Source organism: Myxococcales bacterium, from assembly GCA_016712525.1.
GTDB lineage: Bacteria > Myxococcota_A > Polyangia > Polyangiales > Polyangiaceae > JAAFHV01.
The window spans coordinates 500,591-520,236 of record JADJQX010000006.1; the positions used below are offsets into that span (position 1 = coordinate 500,591).

The following is a 19,646-nucleotide window of genomic DNA, read 5'->3' on the forward strand; positions in this document are numbered from 1 at the left end:
GCGGGGTGTCTCCATGAGCGAACGAAGGCCGGACGAGCGTGGCTTCACCCGGCTTCCGATGCTCGCGGAGTCGAAGGTCGCCCTCGAGACGTGCACCTACTGCCCGAAGCTCTGTCGGACGGTGTGCCCGGTGTCGAACGCGGAGCCGCGCGAGGCGCTGACGCCGTGGGGCAAGATGTCCTCCGCGTACCACCTCGCGCGCGGCGATCTGGCCACGGTCGAGGGCACGCCCACGACCGATCTCGAGACCGAGCGCGGCTTCGCGAAAGTGGCGTACGCGTGCACGGGGTGCGGGGCATGCAAAAACGCATGCGATCATCGTAACCCCGTGTACGATACACTCTTTCGCGCGCGTTCTGCCGCGACCCGCGCGGGGCTCGCACCCGAGAGCGCGAAGCGCGTGCTCGCGGCGTTCGACCAGAAGGCGAGCGAGGCCGAGCTCGCGGCGCGGCGCATCGATCCGGGCGCCGAGCGGCGGCCCGTCGCGCTGGTGGTAGGATGTGGGTACATGCGTCACGCCGAGCCCGAGGCGCGTGAGGCGCTCGCGGTCGCGCGGAAGCTCACGGGGCGAGACGTGAGGCTCGTCGGGGGCTGCTGCGGGCTGCCGCTGCTCCACGCGGGGGACGGCGAGCGGTTCGACTCGCACCTCACGGCGTTCGTGAAGGAGCTCTCGTGGTTCGACGAGGTGCTCGTGCTCGACGCGGGGTGCGCTCGGGTGCTGCGGGACGAGGCGCCGCGGCGAGGCGCGGGCGACCCACGAGCGGAGCTCGTGGTAGAGCGCGCGGCGAAGGAGCTCGCGGGGCTCGCGCCGCTCGGCGAAGACGAGCGGGGCGAGCGTGTGACGTACCACGATCCGTGTGCGCTCTCGCGGGGTCTCGGGGTGACCGAGGCGCCGCGGGCGGTGCTCACGAGGCTGCTCGGGCGCGCGCCCGAGGAGCTCGTGAGGAACCGCGAGGACAGCGTGTGCTCGGGGGCGGGCGGGCTCTTGCCCGTCACGCACCCGGAGATCGCCGAAGAGGTCGCGCGGGCTCGCGTGAGCGAGCACGCGGCGGCCTCGGGGGGCACGTGGGTGACGGCGTGCTCGTCGAGCCTGCGGGCGTTCCGAAGGAGCGCCCCGCAGGCGAAGGTCGAAGACGTGGTGACGTGGATCGCGCGGGGGCTCGGGGTTTCCGAGGCGAAAGACCGCGGATGAGCGCGGCCCTCGGGCCGCGCGAGGGCCGCGGGGTGGCGCGTCGGGTGCTCGTGGCCTTCTTGGCCACGGCGCTCGCCTTCGTGGTGACGCTCGCCTTCGCCCTCGCCACGCAACGCCGCGCTGCCGAGGGCAACGAAGAGATCGCGAAGGGGTTCGTCCCGGTGGCGCTCCGCCTCGCCAAGCTCCGCGCCACCCAGGCGACCCTCGCCACGCTCCTCGATCGCACGCCCGACGATCGCGATCCGTCGGCCACGCGCCTGCTCGTCGAGCCGCTCGCGAGCGTTCGTCAAGCTACCTTGACGGATGCGAAGGCAGCGATCGAGACCGACCTCGTGGCCGTCGGCAGCGACGAGACCCGCGCGCTCGCCGAGTCGCTCTCGGCCGACCTCGACGCCGTCGCCACCACCCTCGCGGGGGACAAGTTGGCGATCGACGCGCTGTTCGCGGCCATGGAGCGCGGCGATCGCGACGGCGTGAACGACGCCGTCGTCCGCGTGGGGGCCATCGAGCACGACGCCGACAAGAAGATCGGCGCCCTCGCGAACCGCGTCGCCGCCTCGATGGAGGCGGTCTCCGCCGAGGCCAAGAAGCGCGAACGCCGCTCGATCGTCCTCGTCGTCTTCATGCTCGCCTTCACGCTCGCCGTCGGGCTCGGCATGAGCGTGCACGTGAGCCGCATCCTCCGCCCCCTCGGCGCCGTCACGGCCCGGGCCCGCGCCGTCGCGCAGGGAGATCTGCGGCCCGTACCCGTCGGCCCCGCCGAAGACGAGATCGGCGAGCTCGCGGTCGCCTTCGAGAAGATGGTCGAGGCCGTCGGGGCGGCGCAGAGCCGCGCGGTCGCCAACGAGCGGCTCGCCGCCATCGGCAAGATGGCCGCCCACGTCACGCACGAGATCCGAAACCCGCTGAGCTCGATCACCCTCAACATCGAGCTGCTCGAAGAAGAGCTCGCGGGCAAAGACGTCGGGCCCGAGAGCCGCGAGCTGCTCGCCTCGATCGACCGCGAGGTCGAGCGGCTCGCGAACCTCTCCGAAGATTACCTGCGTCTTGCACGTATTCCGTCGCCGCGCCTCGACGCCGAGGACCTGGCCGAGCTCCTGCGGGACGTCGCGCGGTTCTCGAAGAAGGAGCTCGAGCGCGCGTCGACCGAGCTCTGTCTCGACGTCCCCGACGGGCTCCCGTCCGTGATGTTCGACGAAGCTCAGATCCGCCAGGCCATCCTGAACCTCGTTCGAAACGCGCGCGAGGCCATGCCTCGCGGTGGACGGGTCGATCTGTGCGTGTCCGCCGAGGGCATGAACGTCGTCGTCTCGGTGAGCGACCGGGGCGGAGGCATCCCCCCCGAGATCCGCGACCGCGTGTTCGATCCGTTCTTCTCCACGAAGGGCGAGGGCACGGGGCTCGGCCTCGCCATCACGCGCCGGATCGTCGAGGCCCACGGCGGCACGCTCACCTGCGACGCGCGCGAAGGGGGCGGCACGACGTTCCGCCTCACGCTCCCCCTCGCGTCCTCGAAGAGCCAGTTCTCGCCCGCCTGAGCGTGCCCAGCCGGGCCTGCCGCGTGGGCGCGTCGATCCGATGGTCGCCACGGCGGTAAGGTGGTTAACTCCGCACCATGTCGACCCGCCCGAGCTCCCGTCCGAACGAAGCCCTCCGCCCCGTCACGATGCAGATCGGCTTCCACTCCTACGCCGAGGGCTCCGTGCTCTATCGTTGCGGAAGGACAGTGGTTTTGTGCACGGCATCGGTCGAGGACCGCGTGCCGCCCTTCCTCGAAGGCAAGGGCAAAGGGTGGGTCACGGCCGAGTACCAGATGCACCCCCGCGCGAACCCGCAGCGCCGCGAGTCACGCGACGGGCGCGGCAAGGCCCCGAGCGGTCGCACCCAAGAGATCCAGCGCCTCGTCGGGCGTGCTCTCCGCGCCGCCGTCGACCTCGACACGCTCGGTGAGCGCACGATCGCGATCGACTGCGACGTGCTCGAGGCCGACGGAGGTACCCGCACGGCCTCGATCACGGGCGCGTACGTGGCGCTCGCCGTCGCGCTCGACAAGCTCCGACGCGACGGTCGCCTCCATCAGAAGGTGCTCCACCCGCCCGTGGCGGCCACGAGCGTCGGGTGGCTTCGCGGCGAGCTCCTCCTCGACCTCGAGTACGTCGAAGACTCCAAGGCCGACGTCGACCTGAACGTGGTCGCCACGGCCGCAGGCGCGATCGTCGAGATCCAGGGCACGGCCGAGGGCACCCCCATCCCCCGCGTCGAGCTCGATCGCATGGTCGACCTCGCGCTCCGCGGCGTCGAAGAGCTCACGCGCCTCCAGACGAGCGCGCTCGCGCTCCACGGGACGAACCTCGCCGACCTCCTGAAAGAGAGCGCGTCGTGAGCCGCAACATGCTTGTGGTGGCCACGCAGAACGCCGGTAAGCTCGCCGAGCTGCGCGCCCTCCTCGCCGAGCTGCCGGTCGACGTGGTCTCGGTCGACGAGGTCCTCACCCGCAAAATCACGGTGATCGAGGACGGCGACACCTTCGCCGAGAACGCCACCAAGAAGGCCGTGGCCATCGCCCGCGCCACGATGATGCTCACTCTCGCGGACGACTCGGGGCTCGAGGTCGATGCGCTCGGCGGCGCTCCCGGGGTTCGCTCGGCGCGCTTCGCCCACGCCCGTGCGACCGACGGAGAGAACAACGCGGCCCTCATCTCGGCGCTCTCGGGGCTCTCGGCCGACGGCGTGCTCTTCCCGGCGCGATTTCGCTGCGTGCTCGCGCTCGTCGATCCCCTCCTCTCGTTCGAGCCGCACCTCGTCGAGGGGGTCTGCGAGGGGCGAATCCTCGTCACGCCGCGTGGCTCGCGTGGCTTCGGCTACGACCCGCTCTTCTTGGTCGACGGCACCGAGAAGACGATGGCCGAGCTCGACGACGCCGAGAAGAACGCGGTGTCGCACCGTGGCAAGGCGTTCGGCGCGCTCCGGCTCGCCCTCGAGAAGGCCCTCATCGTCCGCGACGAGGCCGCGCGCACCATCGCCGGCTGAGAGCCCTTCGCGGCGCCCGAACAAAAGGAACGAGGCCCGCGCTTCGTAACGAAGGCGGGCCCCACGTGTCCCCGGGCGACTTCAGCCCTTGAAGTTCTCGGCCGCGAAGTCCCAGTTCACGAGGTGGTTCAGGAACGTCTCGACGTACTTGGGCCGGAGGTTCCGGTAGTCGATGTAGTAGGCGTGCTCCCACACGTCGCACGTGAGGATCGCCTTTTGCCCGTGTTTCATGGGGAGATCGGCGTTGCCGGTCTTCGTGACCTTGAGCTTGCCGTTCTCGAGCACGAGCCACGCCCAGCCCGAGCCGAACTGCGTGGTCGCGGCGGCCGTGAACTCTTCTTTGAACTTCGCGAACGAGCCGAAATCGCGGTCGATGGCGGCCTTGAGGTCGCCCGTGGGCTCGCCGCCGCCGTTCGGCTTCATGCTCTTCCAGTAGAACGTGTGGTTCCAGATCTGGGCCGCGTTGTTGAAGACACCACCGTCGGACGCCATGATCACGTCCTCGAGGCTCTTGTCGGCCTCGGGCTTGCCTTCGAGCAGCTTGTTGAGGTTCACGACGTACGCGTTGTGGTGCTTGCCGTGGTGGAACTCGAGCGTCTCGGCGGTGAGGTGGGGCGCGAGCGCGTCTTTGGCGTAGGGGAGCTCGGGAAGCGTGAAGGCCATGGGGGTCTCCTTGGGGCGTGTCGCTCGCTCGTGCGAGCGGCCGAACGTTCCGGCGCGGTCGTGCGCGGTGACGCGGCCTCGAAACGGTACGCACCTCGGCGCGGGAAGGGAAGGGCGGGCCGAGCTATCGATCCGTGGGAAATTGCGGGCTTTCCCGTACGTTGGAACCTTTCCAACGCATTGGAGCGTTCGCCAAGCCTTCGGAGCGGAGGTCTCGCGGGTCGAACGAGCCCTTCAGAGCTCGACGGTGACCACGTGCTCCGCGGGGAGCACGTAAGGGATGCAGTCCTCGGCCGTGCCGTCCTCGAAGACGAAACACGAGAAGTCGGTCTCGACGTCGAACACGATCATCGGCTGGTGCCAGATGCCGGGCCCGTAACACACGCCCTGGCGCCCGTTCGCCACGAACACCTCGAGGGTGTCGAGGTCGGGGGCGTCTTTCCCGTGGGCGACGGCCACCATGTAGCGGGTGGCGTTCAGCGGCACGAAGAGCTGCCCGGAGTGGGGGTGCTTCTCCACCTCGACCACCGGGAATTTCCCGGGAACGCTCGGCTGGCAACGGAACGCGGCGACGTTGAGCTTCGCGTTCGGTCGCAGGTTCTCGATCTCGAGCACGGCGTCGTGCCTTCGGGCCGTGCCCATGTTGACCGAGCGGCCAGGGCCGATCTCGGGCGTGATCTCGAGCACGTGGCCGAAGGGAGCGAAGGCCTCCCGCGTGAGGGGACGGGCAACGAAGGTGCGCACGCGGCGAGGATACGCAGGATGCCCTCGAGCTCCAAGGCTCGCGCGCGCGAACCGATACGAACCCGTCAACGAAAAAGCGCCGGTGGGTGAGCACCAGCGCTTCCTTCGGCGGAGAGAAGGGGATTCGAACCCCTGGTACGGTTGCCCGTACACATGATTTCCAATCATGCACCTTCGACCACTCGGTCACCTCTCCAGGCAGAGGCTCTCCTAGCACATTTTCCAAAAATCGAGCGAAAAACGCCCAGCTTTCGCCCGAGCACTTAACGCCCCCAGGCCTTGAGCGCGGCGGCGCCCGGGGGATCGAGCCGGGCCTCTTCGCGCGTTGGCGTCCGGCGTTTGCCGTCGGTCGGGGCCACGCCGTCGAAGAGGCGACGGTGCAAGGTCTCGGTGGCGAGGGGGTGGGTGGTCCGGACGTCGGTCGTGCAGGCCGGCTCGAGCACGAGATCGCAGAGGCGGCTCGCCTTCTCTCCCGCGCCCGACAGCACGAGCTCGCCGAAGCGCACCGAGAAACGCTCGGCGGTCAGGGCGATCCGGGGCTCGGTCGCCACGCGGTCCTTCGAGTCGGTCAAGGAGAGGAGGCTCGGCGCCCGGAAGGCGGCAGGCGCGGCGAGCCCGAACGCGTCGAGCACGGTCGACGCCACGTGCATGTTCTCGGTCGGCGCCTCGACGATCCCGGGCGCGAACGGCACGGCCCGGTGGGGCCTTACGACGAGCAACGTCGCGAGCGCGGCCTCGTCGAGCGTGTCCAGCTCGGCGAACGGCACATGGGCCGATTCGTCGGGGGTCACGTCACCGGCGACGAGGAGCGTCGTGTCCTCGTCTCGCCCGGCGAGGCGCAGCGCCGAGAGGAGCTTGCCGAGCGCGGCGTCGTGGGCCTCGACCGCGAGCGTGTGGAGGGCCGCGGCGCGCTCGCGATCTTGGTCCGTGTAGCGGATCGCGGGCGGGACCCTCCGCGCCTTCGCGAGCAGCTCGCCCGCGTGCCTCGGATCGAGGCCGCCCGTGTAGTCCTTCGGCGGGAGGTCCTTCAGCTGGTCGGCGGTCGCGTCCCACGGGGGGTGACCCCCGCGCGCGTGGATCACGACGAAGAAGCGGTCCTTCTTGTGCGCTTCGACGCACCCGATCGGCTCGTCGAAGACCGGGGGGGCGGCGGTCTCCTCGGTGGGCCCGTGCGCGCGGAACGTCTCCCACCCACGGTCGAACCCGTACACCTCGGAAGTGGTCGGATTTGCTGTGAAAAAACCCGTGGTGATGCCCGCCTCGCGCAGCGCCTCCGAGACGAGGGTCGGCCCCTTCGGCAGCCTCGCGTCCCCGTCGAGGAGCCCGTGATCGCGCGGGCCCACCCCCGTGAGCATCGAGGCGAGCGCCGCGCTCGCGAGCGTGCTCGAGCCCCGGTTCTGAGGGAAGGCGATGCCGCGCTCGAGGAGCTTCGCGAGCTCCGGGGTGCGCCGAGGACCGCCGAACGCGCTGAGAGACTTGGGCGCCGTGGTGCCGAGCACGACCAACACGACGCCGCGCGCCGGCGCGAACGGCTTCTTCGCGGCGGGGGGCTTCGAGCGTACGACCTTCGCCTCGCCGAAGAGCACCCGTGTGCCCTTCTGCGCCCGGGTCACGCGCAGCTCCACGGCGGCCGTCGTGTCGAGCTCCCCGAGCGGCACGGAGAATGGCCTCCAAGCCTTGGCCTCGGCGGCTCCGAGCGTGAGGTGAGCGAGCGTCACGGGCTCCTTTCGGTCCCGGAGCACGCGGACCTCGACGTCGGCGTCTCCGCCGCCCGTGAGGCCGAGGCTCGTCGTCAAGATGGCGTCGCTCGGGAGCTCTCCGGCGCACCTCGCGAACGCGTCTCCACGGAGCGAGATCGCGCGCTCGGACTTTCCCCCGATGGCGGTGCTGACGAGGGCGTCACGGCGCGTCGGCGCGGCGTACGGAGCGTCGCCGTCGTTCGGACCGATGCGGACCCAGTCGACCTCCCCGAGCGTGTCCGGAGTGCTCTTTCCGCCACCGACGAACCGCAGCTCGAGCTTGTGTGCCCCGGCCTCGAGCGGCGTCGTGCTCTTGACCTCGGAGATCTTGGCCTCGTTCTTCGTGAGCGAGAGCTGCCCCATCGGCTTTCCGTCAAGGAGCACGGCGAGCGCCTTGGCCGCGCCGCCACGGGTGCGCGCGGCGATCGTGATGCCGGCTTCGCCGACCATGGGTTCGGTGGTGACGAACGAGAGCGCGACCTGGCGAGTCTTGAAGTGGACGAACGTGCTCCCGTCGCGTTCGAACGCGACCACGTCGGGAGCGCCCAGACGATCGCCGTAGCGGGAGCGCATGGTGCGGTCGCCGAGGTCGAGGAGCGTGCCGCGATGGCCGAAGGAGCAGTCGTCGAAGCCGCGGATCCAGTCCAGCAGGACCTCGGGGCTCTCCGGGGCCTTCGGGCCATCGGCGCGGGCCGAGTCCACGGTGGTGGCACCCCCGTCCGCGGGCGTGGTCGATCCTCCGGAGCACGCGCCCGAGCAAGCCCCGAGCCCCGTGGCGAGGGCCGCGAGGGCGAGCGACAAGGCCGCGAAGCGGTGTCTCGAGATCGGACGCACGCGCGCTCCATAGCAAACGCGGGCGCCCGACGACACGTTCAGAGCGAGAGCACGACGGCCTTGCCCTCGCGCACGTCGACCGTCACGGTCCGCGCGCCGACCTTGAGGTCGTGGCGGCCCGCAGGGAGGTTCGTGACGAGGTGGGCGGTCTTGTCGCGTGTCACGCCGTCGATGCCGATGTCCTCGGGCTGCGCGAGGGTGAGGTCGAGCGCACCTTGGCCCGCGGGGACCGCCACGTCGCGGTAGGTCGGGGCGGCGGGCTCGGGGAGGGTAGGCGTTTGTGCGATGGGAGCCGCGGCGGCCGCCTTCGGGGCCGGGTGCGACTCGGTGCGGAACGCGACGAAGGTGACCGTGACGACCCCGAAGAGGAGGGCGAGGAGCTGCACCATCCCGCCCTTCTTCTTCGCCTTCTTCGGCGTGGGCTCGCAGTCGTCGATGAACGGCGCGGGGGTGCGCTCGGGCTCGGGGATCGGGATCGAGATCGAAGGCTCGGGGGCCTCGGCCGCGTAGGTCGTATCGACGATGGTCGCGTCGCCGGCGGAGAGGCTCGAAGGCTCGTTCGAAGGCTCGTCGGAAGAGACCTCGATCGGGATGGACGGCTCGGGCAGGTCGCGCCTCGGGGCGACGTTGCCCATCGCGGTGGAGGGGCTCGGCTCGGGGCTCGCGGGGAGCCCACGCTTCGCGGCCTCGCGCTCGAGGGCGAGATCGAACGCGGCGCTGTCGCCGAGCGCGGCGAGGGATGCGACGTAGGGGGGAGGCGTCCGCGACGGCTCCTTTTTGTCGACCCCGAGGATCGTGTCGATCCGGGGGGCGAGCAGCTCGCGGCCCGAGGCGCCGAGGACGGCGGAGACGGCGCCGCGCGCGGCGAGGTCGGCCATGAGGTCGTCGAGCCACGCCGCGTCGACGATGCCGCCGAGCACGAGGTCCTTCGGGGTCGCGCCGTGCGCGAGGCGATCTACGATGCGACGAGCCTCGGGCGGCATGACCCGCACCGCGTCGGCCACGACGTCCTCGGCGAGCTCGATTTGCTCGACCGCCATCGCGCGGGTCCCGGTCGTCAGGTAGAGCGCGGCGCGCGCCTTGGCGATCGGCAGAACGAGCTGCTGGCTCAGGCTCCCGGCGAGGTCGGCGATCACGTCGTTCGACGCATCTTGCACCACGAAGCGGCCCACGCCGATGCCGAGCATCGAGGCGAGCACGCGCTCCCCGCGCATCACGTTTCCTTGCGCGTCGGTGCGGATCGCGGTGACCGGCGCGCCGTCGCGGATCTCGACCTCGTAGAGGAAGCTCGCGTCGCGCACCGAGACTCGCGCTTCGGGGCGCGTCGCGCACACGATCTCGAGGAGGGAACGAACGCTGAGGTCGTCGAGCCGGCCACGCACCTCGCCGTCGGCCTTGAGACGGGTCTCGATGCGCGCGCGCGACCGGAGGACCTCGCGGACGCGCCCCACGATGGCGCGCGCGTCGGTCTCTTTGCGGAGGTATCCGGCGGCGCCCACGCCGAGCTCGCGGACGCGCTGGAGGAGATCTTCCTTCCAGCTGAGGAGCATGAAGGGCGTGTCGCGGAGGGCCACGTCGCGGCGGAGGGCGCGGCAGAACGCGAAGCCGTCGAGGCCCGGCATGAGCAAGTCGCTGATGACGAGATCCGGCGTGGTTTTGTAGGCCATTTCGAGGGCCTTCTCGCCGTTGACGGCCTCGGTCACCACGCACCCGGCCGACTTCAGGAGGTCGGCGATGAACCAGGTGACCCCCGGATCGTCGTCGGCCACGAGGATGCGGCGCCCGGTGAGGCGCACTTCGCTGCCGTCTCCGCGCTTGCGCGGGCTCCGGTCGTAGCGGGGGGCGTCGAGGTGGAGCGGCGGCGCGAACGCGATGGCCCCTTCGGGCGCCGGGTGCGAGAAGCGCACGTGCCCGTCGGTGCGTGCGGTCACGATCTCACGTACACGTGCGATGGCTCCCCACACCGCCCCCATCACCTCGGTGCCTTCTCCGAGCGACACCTTGGTCGTGCGGCCGTCGATGTCGACGGCGTCCACGAGGGCGCGTTTCACTTCTTCGGCGAGCTTTCGCCCGAGCTCTTCGACCGTGGGCTCTCCGAGGGAGAGGCGCTCGGTGCGGTTCTCGGACGTGAGCACGGCGCCCTCGCAGGCGCGCCGCAGCTCCTCTCGAGCGAGCGGCTTCGAGAGCGTGCGAGATACACCCATCGCGACGAAGCGCGCGGCGTCGGTGCCGTCTTGGAACGAGCCGACGACCACCATGGGGACGGGCTCCGTGAGCGGGTCGTCCATGAGCGCCTCGACGAGCTCCGGCATGTCGTCCGAGTCGGCGTCGAGGAGGATGAGGTCGGGCGCCACGACGCGGGCGAGGTCGATGGCCGACTGCGCGTCCTCCGTGTGGTGGCACGAGAAGTACGTGCGCGCCGAGTCGACGTCGTTCGAGAGCGCGTCCGCCACGACCTTCGGGCCGACCACGAGCGCGGTGTGGGTGGCGAGCTTCTCCGCCACGAAGCTCCCGCCCTTCGGCCGCCGCTGGCTCTCGCCCCAGGCGAGCGAGGGGAGGTCGAACAAAAGCTCGTTGATGCTCGCGATCGTGGCCCTCCCCACGGCCTCCGTCGGGGCGCGATCGAGGAGACGAATGCCCTCGGCGACGGCCGTCGACAGCTCCTCGAGGCGGAACGTCCGGGCGCGTCCGAGGACCGCGTCGAGTCGGGCGCGGAGGTCGTCCCGGAGCGCCGTGCTCTTCGGATCGGCCGCGAGCGCCCCCAAGACGGCCCGCGCTTCGGCGCCGATCTTGCCGAGCGAGGCCACGAATTCGGCCCCGGCGCCGCCGAGTCGGAGGTTTTTGTCGGTGCCCGTGAGTTCGTCGCGAGGGGTGCTCTGCATGGCCATTCGGGGGCTAGCAGGGTGCGATCGGAACGGCCCAATTTCTGGCGAACCGATCGCGCCCACGTTGCGGCCGGGGCCGCCTTTTGAAAGACTCGACGTCCTCGAAAATGCAGCCCATTTCGTTCCGCCGCGCCCACCCGGATGACGTCGACCGGCTCGTCGAGATCCACTTCGCGGCGTACCCCGACGACCGCGGCTTCGAGGCCCGTCGCCGCAACTTCATGGGCAAGCCCTTCGGCCCCTTCGCCGATCTCCACGTCGCCGTGCGGGACGAGGGCCTCCCGTCCGAGGATCTCGTGGGACACGCGTTCGGGTTCGGGCTCGTGGTGGGCGTCGGAGGGCGACAGGTCCCCATGACGGGGATCGCCACGGTCGGCGTGGCGCCCGAGGCGCGAGGGCAAGGCGTGGGGCGCGCGCTCGTCGCGCACGTGATCTCCGAGGGCGAGCGCGCGGGCGCGGTGGGCTCGTTCCTGTTTCCGTTTCGTCAGGCCTTCTACGCGCGGCTCGGGTACACGAGCGCGCCACCCGTTCATCATGTCCCGGTCGCCCTCGCGGCGCTCCGCGCGCTTGGCGGAGCAGGGAGGCGCGTCCGGCGCGCCAAGGGGGAAGACAGGCCGCTGCTCGAGGCGCTCTACCGCACGTACGCCCACGTCGGCACGGGCCTCGTCGCGCGCACCGAGCGCCTGTGGACATCCATCCTGGCCGACGAACGGCTCGTCGTCGTGGTGCTCGACGACGGCGAAAAATTGAGTGGATACGCGATGTTTCGCTTCGAGCAGGCCGAGCCTCACGCGGCCCAACGCGTGCGTGTTACGGAAGTCGTGGGAGAGACCACGGCCTGTCGTCTCGCCGTGCTCGGTTGGCTCGGTACCCTCTCCGATCAGGCCACGGAGGCCGACCTCGAGATGGCCTTCGACGACCCGCTCCTCGACGCCCTCCTCGACCACGATCCGAACCGCCTCCGGCCCGGCACGGCCCGCATCGAGCACGCGTTGGGCACGCTCGGCGCGGGGCCCATGCTCCGGCTCGCGTCGGTGCCGCGTGCGCTCGCGGCGCGCGGGTACACGGAAGAGGGGCGGCTCGAGCTCGACGTCGACGGAGAGCGCTTCGGCCTCCTCGCGCGCGGTGGGGTGGGCGAGGTCGTCGCGCCCAGCGCCGGAGAGGTCGTCACGCTCACCACCGCGACGTTGACCCGGGTCGCGTACGGCGGTGCGTCGCTCTTCCGAGCGTGGCTCGCGGGCTCCGTGCTAGCGAGCCGTGGGGCCGCGCGCGAGGCCGACCGCGTGCTCTCCGTCCCTGCGTTTTTCACGCTCGACCGGTTCTGAGACATCCGCTTGGGGGCGGCCAGGTCCTCGCGTAAGCTCCGGCGCCGTGGCCTCTACCGACACCGACACGGACGACGACGGCTCCTCCCTCCTCCACTTCGGCACGACCGTGGGCGTGGCCTTCGTCGTGGCGGTCGTCGGCACGGCCCCCGCCGCGCTCCGGGTCGCGAAGGGGATCCCGTCCGCCGGTCTCTTCTCGGTGTGGGCCGTCCTCGGCGCGGCGGCGCTCGTCCCGTCGGTCTTCCTCGTGGCCATCTTTCGCGGCGCGCGTCGAGGGGGGCGGAGCTTCCTCGACGGCCGCGCCAAGACGCACGGCATTCGGCTCTTCACGCTCGGCGCGCTCGCCCTCCCGGTGGTCGTCACCTTCGGCGCCGTGCTCCGCGCGAAGACCCACCATCACGCGCTCGCGGGGGTGACGTTCGCCGTCGGCATCACGGTGGCGCTGCTCGCGATCTTCGCGTTCGCCACGCGTGTCTCCCTCCTCGTCGAGGCGCGTGGAGAGCGGGCCGCCCGGTGGGGCTTCAGCGTCGCGTTCGCCTTGTTTTTGCTGGCGATCGTGTGGGTCGGGCTCAAGGCCTCCGGGGCAGGGGGCCCGGCGATGGGCGCCTTCCTCGACACCCTCGCGCTCCTGCTCGCGGCGGGCTTCGGGTCGCGCCGCTCGTTCGCCGATCTTCGCCCGGTGGCCGTCGTCGGGCCGCCTCTCGCCGCCGCCATGCTCGCCCTCGGCGTCACCACGGGGCGCGAGCTCGCCGAGCCGATGGCCCAGGTGCGCGGGGAGGTGGCTCTCTACGCGCCCGTGGTCGATCGTTTCGCCGGCCGTTGACGTCTCGAGGTGCGACATTAGATTCGCGCCGTAGCCCGAGCCCAACGCCCGAGCCGCCCCCCATGCCTCAACGCGCTCGAACGTTCTCTCGTGGCCCTGGCCTTTTGGCGACCTCGTCGGCGATCGTGGGTCTCGCCCTCGCGCTGTGTGCGGGCTGCGGTGGGGCCTCGTCGGCGCCCGCGCCCTCCACGGCCGAGGTTGCCGGGCCGCCCCGTGGGTATGCCGTCTTGGCCCACCCCGAAGCTCGAGACGCGGCCTGGCCACTTGCTCAGGGGGCCTACCGCTCCGCGCGCCTCCGCCCCCACCTCGACGAGACCCGCGCCCGGGTGCTCGCCGGCTCCCCGCCCGACCGTTCCCGCAAAGACCTCCGCGACCTCGCCGACACCCGCGACGCCATCGCCGACGACGGCGCCCCCTCGCGCACGCTCCTCCGTAACTTGACCCAGGAGCTTTCCCTCGAAGGGGTGATCGTCGTCACGGTCGAGGCCAAGCCCGCCGAGCCCGGGGTCGAAGCTCCCGCGCCCGCCGCCAAGGCTCGCCTCTTCGAGAGGTCGACCGGCCAATTCTCGCCGATCACGATCGACGGGAACGGCGCCGCGTGGGAGGGAGCCGTGGCGTCGCTCGAGCGGCTCGTGCCTCGTGCCGCGCCCGAGCCCGCGAGAGGGACCGGCGCGAGCCCCGAGCAAAAGGTGGCCGAGGGGGGAGGGGGCAGCCGCGCCTTCTACGAATCTCCTTGGTTCTGGGGCGCGGCGGGGGCGGCTGCGTTGCTCGGGGGTGCGTTTTTTCTCGCCACACGGGACAGCTCGTCCGATTCGATCCACGTTCAAATGCAGGTGCCCCGATGACCCGTGCGCTCCTCGCGTCGTTTCGTCGTGCTTCGTCGTCCTTGGCGGTCGTCGTGGCCATGGTCGTCGCGCTCCTTTGGCCGTCCCCCGCGCGGGCGCAAGAGCCGGTCGTGTCGGCCCCCCAAGATGCGCCGTTCTTGCTCGCCCCTCACCAGAACGTGGTGCCCAAGGTGCCTCCGACGTTCGAGGTGCGCACCGAAGGGACGTGGCTCACCATCGCCTACCCGCGCGAGTACCACGATCGCGTCGAGGGCCTCCTCCAAGACCTCCGAGACACCCGCACGCGGGTCGCGAACGCGCTCGGCCGGCCCGAGATCGAGCGCATCGAGGTGCGCATCGCGCGTGACCCGGAGGAGATGGCGCGTGTGGCTCCCGAGGGGGCGCCGCCGTTCTCGTACGCGAGCGGTATGGCCTACGGTCCCCTCCGGCTCATCACGGTGTCGCTGGTCGCGCCCCAAGGCGCTCAGCCCGTGCACCTCGAAGAGACCCTCCGCCACGAGCTCGTGCACGCCGCGATCTACGAAGGCTTCGGCCAGGGCACCGTGCCTCGCTGGTTCAACGAGGGGCTCGCCATCGGCCTCTCGGGAGAGCTCGCGCTCGAGCGCGTCGAGACCCTCCGCGGGGCGAGCTTGTCGGGCACGCTCTTCCCCTTCTCGGAGATCGACCGGCGCTTCTTCGGGAGCCCACACGACGTGCAGCTCGCCTACGCCCAATCTGCCGATTTCGTTAGGTTTTTGAGCAAGAAGGAGGACCACCAGCGCTTCGTGCGCATGCTCGATCGCGTGGCCTCCGGGCAGCCCTTCGATAGCGCCATGACCGACGCGTACGGCGCCGACCTCCGCAAGCTCGAGTTCCAGTGGAAGTCCGATCTCGCGCAGCGCATGCCGATCTGGTCGATCGTCGGCTCGTTCGTGTCGTTCGCGATGGTGGGGCTCTTCGGGATCGCGTGGTGGAAGCGCCGCAAGAAGTCGAAGGAGACCCTCGCGCGCTGGGAGCAAGAAGAGGCCGAGATGGACGAGGTCCTTCGCCGCATCGAAGCCGCGACCCAAGAGCACGACGCCGTCCGTGTGCCGCCGCAGAAGCTCCCCAAGGTCGAGCACGGCGGCGCCTGGCACACGTTGCACTGAGAGCGCGTCGCGCGGCTCTATGCGGGGCCGCGTCCGTCAGGCCTCAGCGCGCTTCGATCGTGGGGCAGCCCAGGATGATGCGCACGCCGAGCACGTCCCCTCGGAGGACCTTGTCGCACGTGTCGCCGAGCAGGGTGACGGTCTTGCCGTCGACCTTCCAGCCGTTCGTGGGATCCTTGGGGACGACCTTCTCGTCCAGGTAGACGTTGAGCTTGTTCACGTCCGGCGGTGCCTCGCGGAGGTCGTACGTGCACGTGGCGACGATCTTGGCGGCGACCTTGCGGAGCGCGGCGACGAGGTCGGCTTTGTCGGCTTTGTCGACGCGGTAGTACGCCGGAGCCCCTTGCTGCGCGGTGCCGCCCGCTTGGGCCATGCGGTCGAGCAGGTTCGAGTACGTCTGGCTGCCGGGCACGCCGATCACGAACGTGGGGACGTTGGCCGATTTGAGCCGTGAAATCGCGGAGATCGTGGCGTCGCCGTCGAGGCAGAGCCCGGCCTGATCCACGCAGCACGAGGGCCCGTTCGGGCGGCAGCCGTCGACCCCTTCGATGTTGAGGATGCAGCTCTCGGCTCCGCACGTGGCGCCCGAGCAGTTGGGGCCTCCGTCGGTCGCGAGGATGACGTACGTCTTGCCAGGGTTTTGCCCGAGAGGCGTGACGAGCGCGTCGAGGGTGGGCGCCGTGGGCGTGCCCCCGTAGGCCTGCAGCGCGCGCGTCGTCTCGACGAGGAACTTGTTCGTGGGGCCGAAGGTGCCGCTCGGAGAGTCGCCGTTGCGGATGGACATGATCTCGACCCCGCGGTCGCACGTGCCGGCCTTGCCGGGGAAGACCGTGGCGCCGAACTTGGCGCGGGGCCCGACCGACGACACGATCTCGCTCACCGCGGCGCGCACGGTGTTCCACTTGTCGGAGTCGGTCATGCTCCCGGAGCGGTCGAGCACGAAGTAGAACGTCGGAGGATCGACGAGCAGCGGCGTGTCGATGCAGTCGCACACGCCGCCGTCGGGCCCTACGCCGCAGCCCGGGGGCGCGAGCGAGCCGGAGTCGAACCCGAAGGAGCCCGCCGCGTCCTCCGCCGCGCCCCCTCCGTACGCCGTGATCTTTCCTCCCGTGCCCACCGGCACGTAGTCGGACCCGCAGCCCGAGACGGACATGCCCGCCGTGAAGAGAGCGACGAGGCCGAAGCGGAGGGCATTCTTGGCGCGCACGACCTGAGGCTAGCATCCGCGGCTTGGCGAAGCCCGGATTCCCTGGGAATATGGCCGCGCCCCGCGCCTTTCTCCACGGGCGCCCCGGGCATGCCGCGGCGAAGGGAACATGCCTCTTCGGCATAGGCCTCCGACCGCCCGATAGCCCTCAACCCCGCGAAATCTCCGGTCCTTTCAGGGATCGATGAAGCCCTGTCGATGCCCTCCGCCGCGAACCCGCCGCCCGACGAGGCGAAGATGCCCCCCCGGGCGCGCGCGAAGCTCGACGTCTTTCGCACATGGGCGGTCCTCGTCGCACATACGCTCGCGCTGCTGGTGCTCGGCACGATCCCGGGCTCGATGCTCCATCCCCTCGAGGTGGAGCTCTCGGCGCCGAGCTTGCCGGCCGACGTCTCTGAGCGGCCCGCCTCGCTCGAGGTGCTGCTCTACCGCCGAGGCGTGGAGGTCGCGCCGGACGCGGGTGCGGGGAAGGGCGACGAGGTCGCGAAGGGAGAGCCGGTCGCCGAGGCGCGTGTGCGAGCGTTCACCATCCTCGAGGGGCGCGCGTACACCGCCGCGGACGTGCGCACGAGAGACGGTCACGCCGAGCTCACGCGGCTTCCCGTAGGCGAGCACTGGATCGTGGCGGAGGCCGAAGGGCTCGCGCGCGCGTCGCGGATGGTGATGCTCGTGCCTGGCGCGAGGTCCCTCGAGCTCGTGCTCGGGCCGGCTCACGCGCTCGACGTCGTGGTGGTCGACGAGGCGGGCGCGCCCGTACCGGGGGCCGACGTCGAGGTGCAGGGACAAGACCCGTTTCCGCTCGGCGCACGGTCCGACGCGGAGGGCCGCGCCCACGTGACGCGCCTCTCCGAGGGGCCGTACACGGTGGTCGTCTCGGCCATGGGGTTCGACACCGTCGAGACGCGCAAGCCGAGCGGCACCACCGAGGTGCGCGTGGTCGTGAAGAAGCTCTCGGCGCTCGTCGTCACGGTGGTCGGGCCCGACGGCGCGAAGGTCCCGAAGGCGCGCGTCGAGATCACGTCGGCCGTGCTCTGGCCATCGCGGCGCGCCGACACGGACGACGCGGGCTCCGTGCGCATCTCCGGGCTCGCCGAGGGCACGTACGCGCTCCGAGCCACGCAGGGGGCGCTCGCGTCCCCCACCGAGCTCGCGGTCACCCTCGCGCGTGGCGAGACGAAAGAGCTCACGCTGCACCTCTCGGCCGGCATGTGGGTCACCGTGCGCGTCGTCGAGGTCGACGGCGAGTCCCGCACGCCGCTCGCCGGCTCGAGGGTGGTGCTCGCCGAGTCGGGCCTGTCGGCGTTCCCGGTCGAGGGCATCACGGGGAAAGACGGCACCGTGGCGCTCGGGCCGATCCCTCGCGGAGGCGCGAGCGTGATGGCCAGCCACGACGGCTACGTGTCGGCCACCGTGGCGGTGTCGGAGGGGCCGGTCGACGTGGGGCTCGTCCGTGCGGGCACGCTCGTCGGTCGTGTGGTCGACGGGCGCGGGTACGCGGTCGACGGCGCGCGCATCGAGGTCGTAGGCACGGATCTCTCGGGCATGCCCGTGGCGGACGACCCGCGCCGCGCGGCGTTCCGCGGCCGATCGTTCGACGCCGCGCTCTCGGGCCCGAGGCCGCTCGTCCCTCGAGGGGAGCTCGGGGTGATGCCGGGCCCGCTCCCCGACACCCCGCACGGGGGCGGAGGCGCGAGTCCGTCGACGCGGGGGACGGCGCTCGGCGGAGAAGGGTGGCTCTCGGAGCGCGACGGGAGGTTCCGCCTCTCGCCGGTCACCCCAGGTCGAGTGCGCGTGGTGGTGAGGCACCCGCAGTTCGTCGAGGCGCAGAGCGAGCTCGTGGAGCTTTCGCCCGGCGGAACGGCCGAGGTCCAGGTGACGATGCGCGGCGGCGGCACGCTCGAGGGGCGCGTGGTCGATTCGCACGACCGCGCCGTCGAGGGGGCCGAGGTCGTCGCGATGGCCATGCGGGGCACGCTCGAGCGGATGACACGCACCGACCGCGCGGGGGCGTTCGCGTTCGCTTCGGTGCCCGAGGACGTCGTGCTCGTGGTGGAGCGGCCGCGTGGCGAACGAGGCAGCGCGGCGCGCGTCGAGGCGCGTGTCCCCGAAGGTGGGCGCGCCCAGGTGCGCATCGTTCTCCCCGACGCACGCGACGACCTTCCCGTGCGCGTCGTGGACAGCCGCGGCGACGGCATCGACGGCGCGCAGATCACCGTGGGCTCTCTCGATCCGTCGCAGCCCTTTCGTGCCACCGTGTTCACGGACAAACGCGGCGAAGCCACCCTCGCGGGCGCACGCGGTGTGCCGCTCCACGTCGAGGTCCGCGCCCCGCACGTGGCGACACGAACGCTCGTAACCGACGAAAACTACAAAGAGATTCGTGTCGAGCTCGCGCCGGCCGAGGCCGTCGAAGGGGAGGTCCGCACCCCTCGCCGCGACGGGATCGACGGCGCGGCGGTCACGCTCTACTGCGACGACGGCGCGCACCGCACACGCACCGACAAGGACGGAAACTTCGTCCTGCGCGACGCTCCCGCGGGCGCGTGCCGGCTCCAGGTCCGGGCCAAGGGATACGCGCCGCGCGTCGTCGAGGTGGCCGTGCTCGGGAGCCGCGGGAGGCGCGCGACCACGGTGCCTCGGGTGACGCTCGAGGAGGAGGCCGTGGTCGAGGGGCTCGTCGTCGATCCGAAGGGGCAGCCCGTGCCGCTCGCGCGGGTCGCGAAGGACGCGGTGCCCGTCGTGCTCGTCTCGGGCACGCTCCCTCCCGGTGTCGCCGAGACCGACGCTCGCGGCAAGTTTCGCTTGGGCGAGCTGCCTTCGGGCCTCGTGACGCTCGAGGCGTTCGCGCCGGGCCGCGGGCAGGCGCTCACGCAGCTCCGTCTTTACTCGGGCCGCACCTCCAAAGACGTGAAGCTCACCCTCGGCGAGAAGGCGCGTGGGGAGCCCGAAGCGAAGGGCTCGGGAGGGGTCGCGGTCACGCTCGGGGAGCGCGCGGGGCCGCCGGCCGAGGTGGGCATCGTGACGGTGGTCGAGGGCAGCTCGGCCGAGCGCGCGGGCCTCGCCCCAGGCGACGTGATCGTCGAGGTGTCGGGCGTGCCGGTGCACACGATCGCCGAGGCACGCGGGAGGCTCACCGGCCCCCTCGCCGACGACGTGGTGCTGAAGGTGCGCCGCGGCGAGGCCCCGCTCACGGTGCGGGTCTCGCGCGAAGAGGTGCGAAGGTGACGACGTC

At 71.3% G+C, this 19,646-nt stretch carries 14 protein-coding genes and 1 tRNA gene; 9 read left to right on the plus strand and 6 right to left on the minus strand.

Annotated features, from left to right (window positions below; genetic code table 11):
• Positions 1-13: 13 nt before the first annotated feature.
• From IPK71_14000 to rdgB, 4 genes are all read left to right on the plus strand, one after another.
• Complete coding sequence (locus tag IPK71_14000; GenBank protein ID MBK8214848.1) at positions 14-1,192, plus strand: (Fe-S)-binding protein; 1,179 nt, start codon at positions 14-16, stop codon at positions 1,190-1,192.
• Complete coding sequence (locus IPK71_14005) at positions 1,189-2,730, plus strand: HAMP domain-containing protein (protein MBK8214849.1); 1,542 nt, start codon at positions 1,189-1,191, stop codon at positions 2,728-2,730. The genes IPK71_14000 and IPK71_14005 overlap by 4 nt, the downstream gene beginning before the upstream one ends.
• Before the next feature lie 77 nt (positions 2,731-2,807).
• Positions 2,808-3,575 carry a ribonuclease PH gene (rph, locus tag IPK71_14010; GenBank protein MBK8214850.1) on the plus strand — a complete coding sequence of 256 codons (768 nt, stop codon included), beginning with the start codon at positions 2,808-2,810 and terminating at the stop codon, positions 3,573-3,575.
• An 8-nt stretch (positions 3,576-3,583) separates the two neighbouring features.
• Positions 3,584-4,222: an RdgB/HAM1 family non-canonical purine NTP pyrophosphatase gene (gene rdgB / locus IPK71_14015; GenBank protein MBK8214851.1), complete on the plus strand. Its 639-nt coding sequence runs from the start codon at positions 3,584-3,586 to the stop codon at positions 4,220-4,222.
• 81 nt (positions 4,223-4,303) lie between these two features.
• Here rdgB and IPK71_14020 read toward each other — a convergent pair whose 3' ends face one another.
• From IPK71_14020 to IPK71_14040, 5 genes are all read right to left on the minus strand, one after another.
• Positions 4,304-4,885, minus strand: a complete 582-nt coding sequence (locus tag IPK71_14020; GenBank protein MBK8214852.1) for a superoxide dismutase — start codon at positions 4,883-4,885, stop codon at positions 4,304-4,306.
• A 234-nt stretch (positions 4,886-5,119) separates the two neighbouring features.
• Positions 5,120-5,629 (minus strand): ureidoglycolate lyase, encoded by a 510-nt coding sequence (locus IPK71_14025; GenBank protein MBK8214853.1) that lies wholly within the window; start codon positions 5,627-5,629, stop codon positions 5,120-5,122.
• Positions 5,630-5,738: 109 nt separating this feature from the next.
• Positions 5,739-5,825, minus strand: a tRNA-Ser gene (locus IPK71_14030).
• Between the two features lie 67 nt (positions 5,826-5,892).
• Entirely contained in the window at positions 5,893-8,202 is a 2,310-nt protein-coding gene (locus tag IPK71_14035) for a sulfatase-like hydrolase/transferase (protein MBK8214854.1), read from the minus strand.
• 38 nt (positions 8,203-8,240) lie between these two features.
• Positions 8,241-11,084, minus strand: coding sequence for a response regulator (locus IPK71_14040; GenBank protein MBK8214855.1), 2,844 nt, complete (start codon positions 11,082-11,084; stop codon positions 8,241-8,243).
• Between the two features lie 110 nt (positions 11,085-11,194).
• Between IPK71_14040 and IPK71_14045 the strand changes: the two genes are divergently transcribed.
• The 4 genes from IPK71_14045 (at position 11,195) to IPK71_14060 (ending at position 15,207) form a co-directional block, all read left to right on the plus strand.
• Entirely contained in the window at positions 11,195-12,412 is a 1,218-nt protein-coding gene (locus IPK71_14045; protein ID MBK8214856.1) for a GNAT family N-acetyltransferase, read from the plus strand.
• Positions 12,413-12,458: 46 nt separating this feature from the next.
• Positions 12,459-13,235, plus strand: a complete 777-nt coding sequence (locus tag IPK71_14050; protein ID MBK8214857.1) for a hypothetical protein — start codon at positions 12,459-12,461, stop codon at positions 13,233-13,235.
• Between the two features lie 62 nt (positions 13,236-13,297).
• Positions 13,298-14,080 carry a hypothetical protein gene (locus IPK71_14055; protein MBK8214858.1) on the plus strand — a complete coding sequence of 261 codons (783 nt, stop codon included), beginning with the start codon at positions 13,298-13,300 and terminating at the stop codon, positions 14,078-14,080.
• Positions 14,077-15,207 carry a hypothetical protein gene (locus IPK71_14060; GenBank protein ID MBK8214859.1) on the plus strand — a complete coding sequence of 377 codons (1,131 nt, stop codon included), beginning with the start codon at positions 14,077-14,079 and terminating at the stop codon, positions 15,205-15,207. The genes IPK71_14055 and IPK71_14060 overlap by 4 nt, the downstream gene beginning before the upstream one ends.
• Before the next feature lie 43 nt (positions 15,208-15,250).
• On the opposite strand, the gene IPK71_14065 is transcribed toward IPK71_14060, so the two are convergent.
• On the minus strand, positions 15,251-16,414 hold the full coding sequence (locus tag IPK71_14065; protein ID MBK8214860.1) for a VWA domain-containing protein: 1,164 nt from the start codon (positions 16,412-16,414) through the stop codon (positions 15,251-15,253).
• Between the two features lie 198 nt (positions 16,415-16,612).
• On the opposite strand from IPK71_14065, the gene IPK71_14070 reads away from it, so the two are divergent.
• Positions 16,613-19,639 carry a carboxypeptidase regulatory-like domain-containing protein gene (locus IPK71_14070; GenBank protein MBK8214861.1) on the plus strand — a complete coding sequence of 1,009 codons (3,027 nt, stop codon included), beginning with the start codon at positions 16,613-16,615 and terminating at the stop codon, positions 19,637-19,639.
• Positions 19,640-19,646 lie beyond the last annotated feature (7 nt).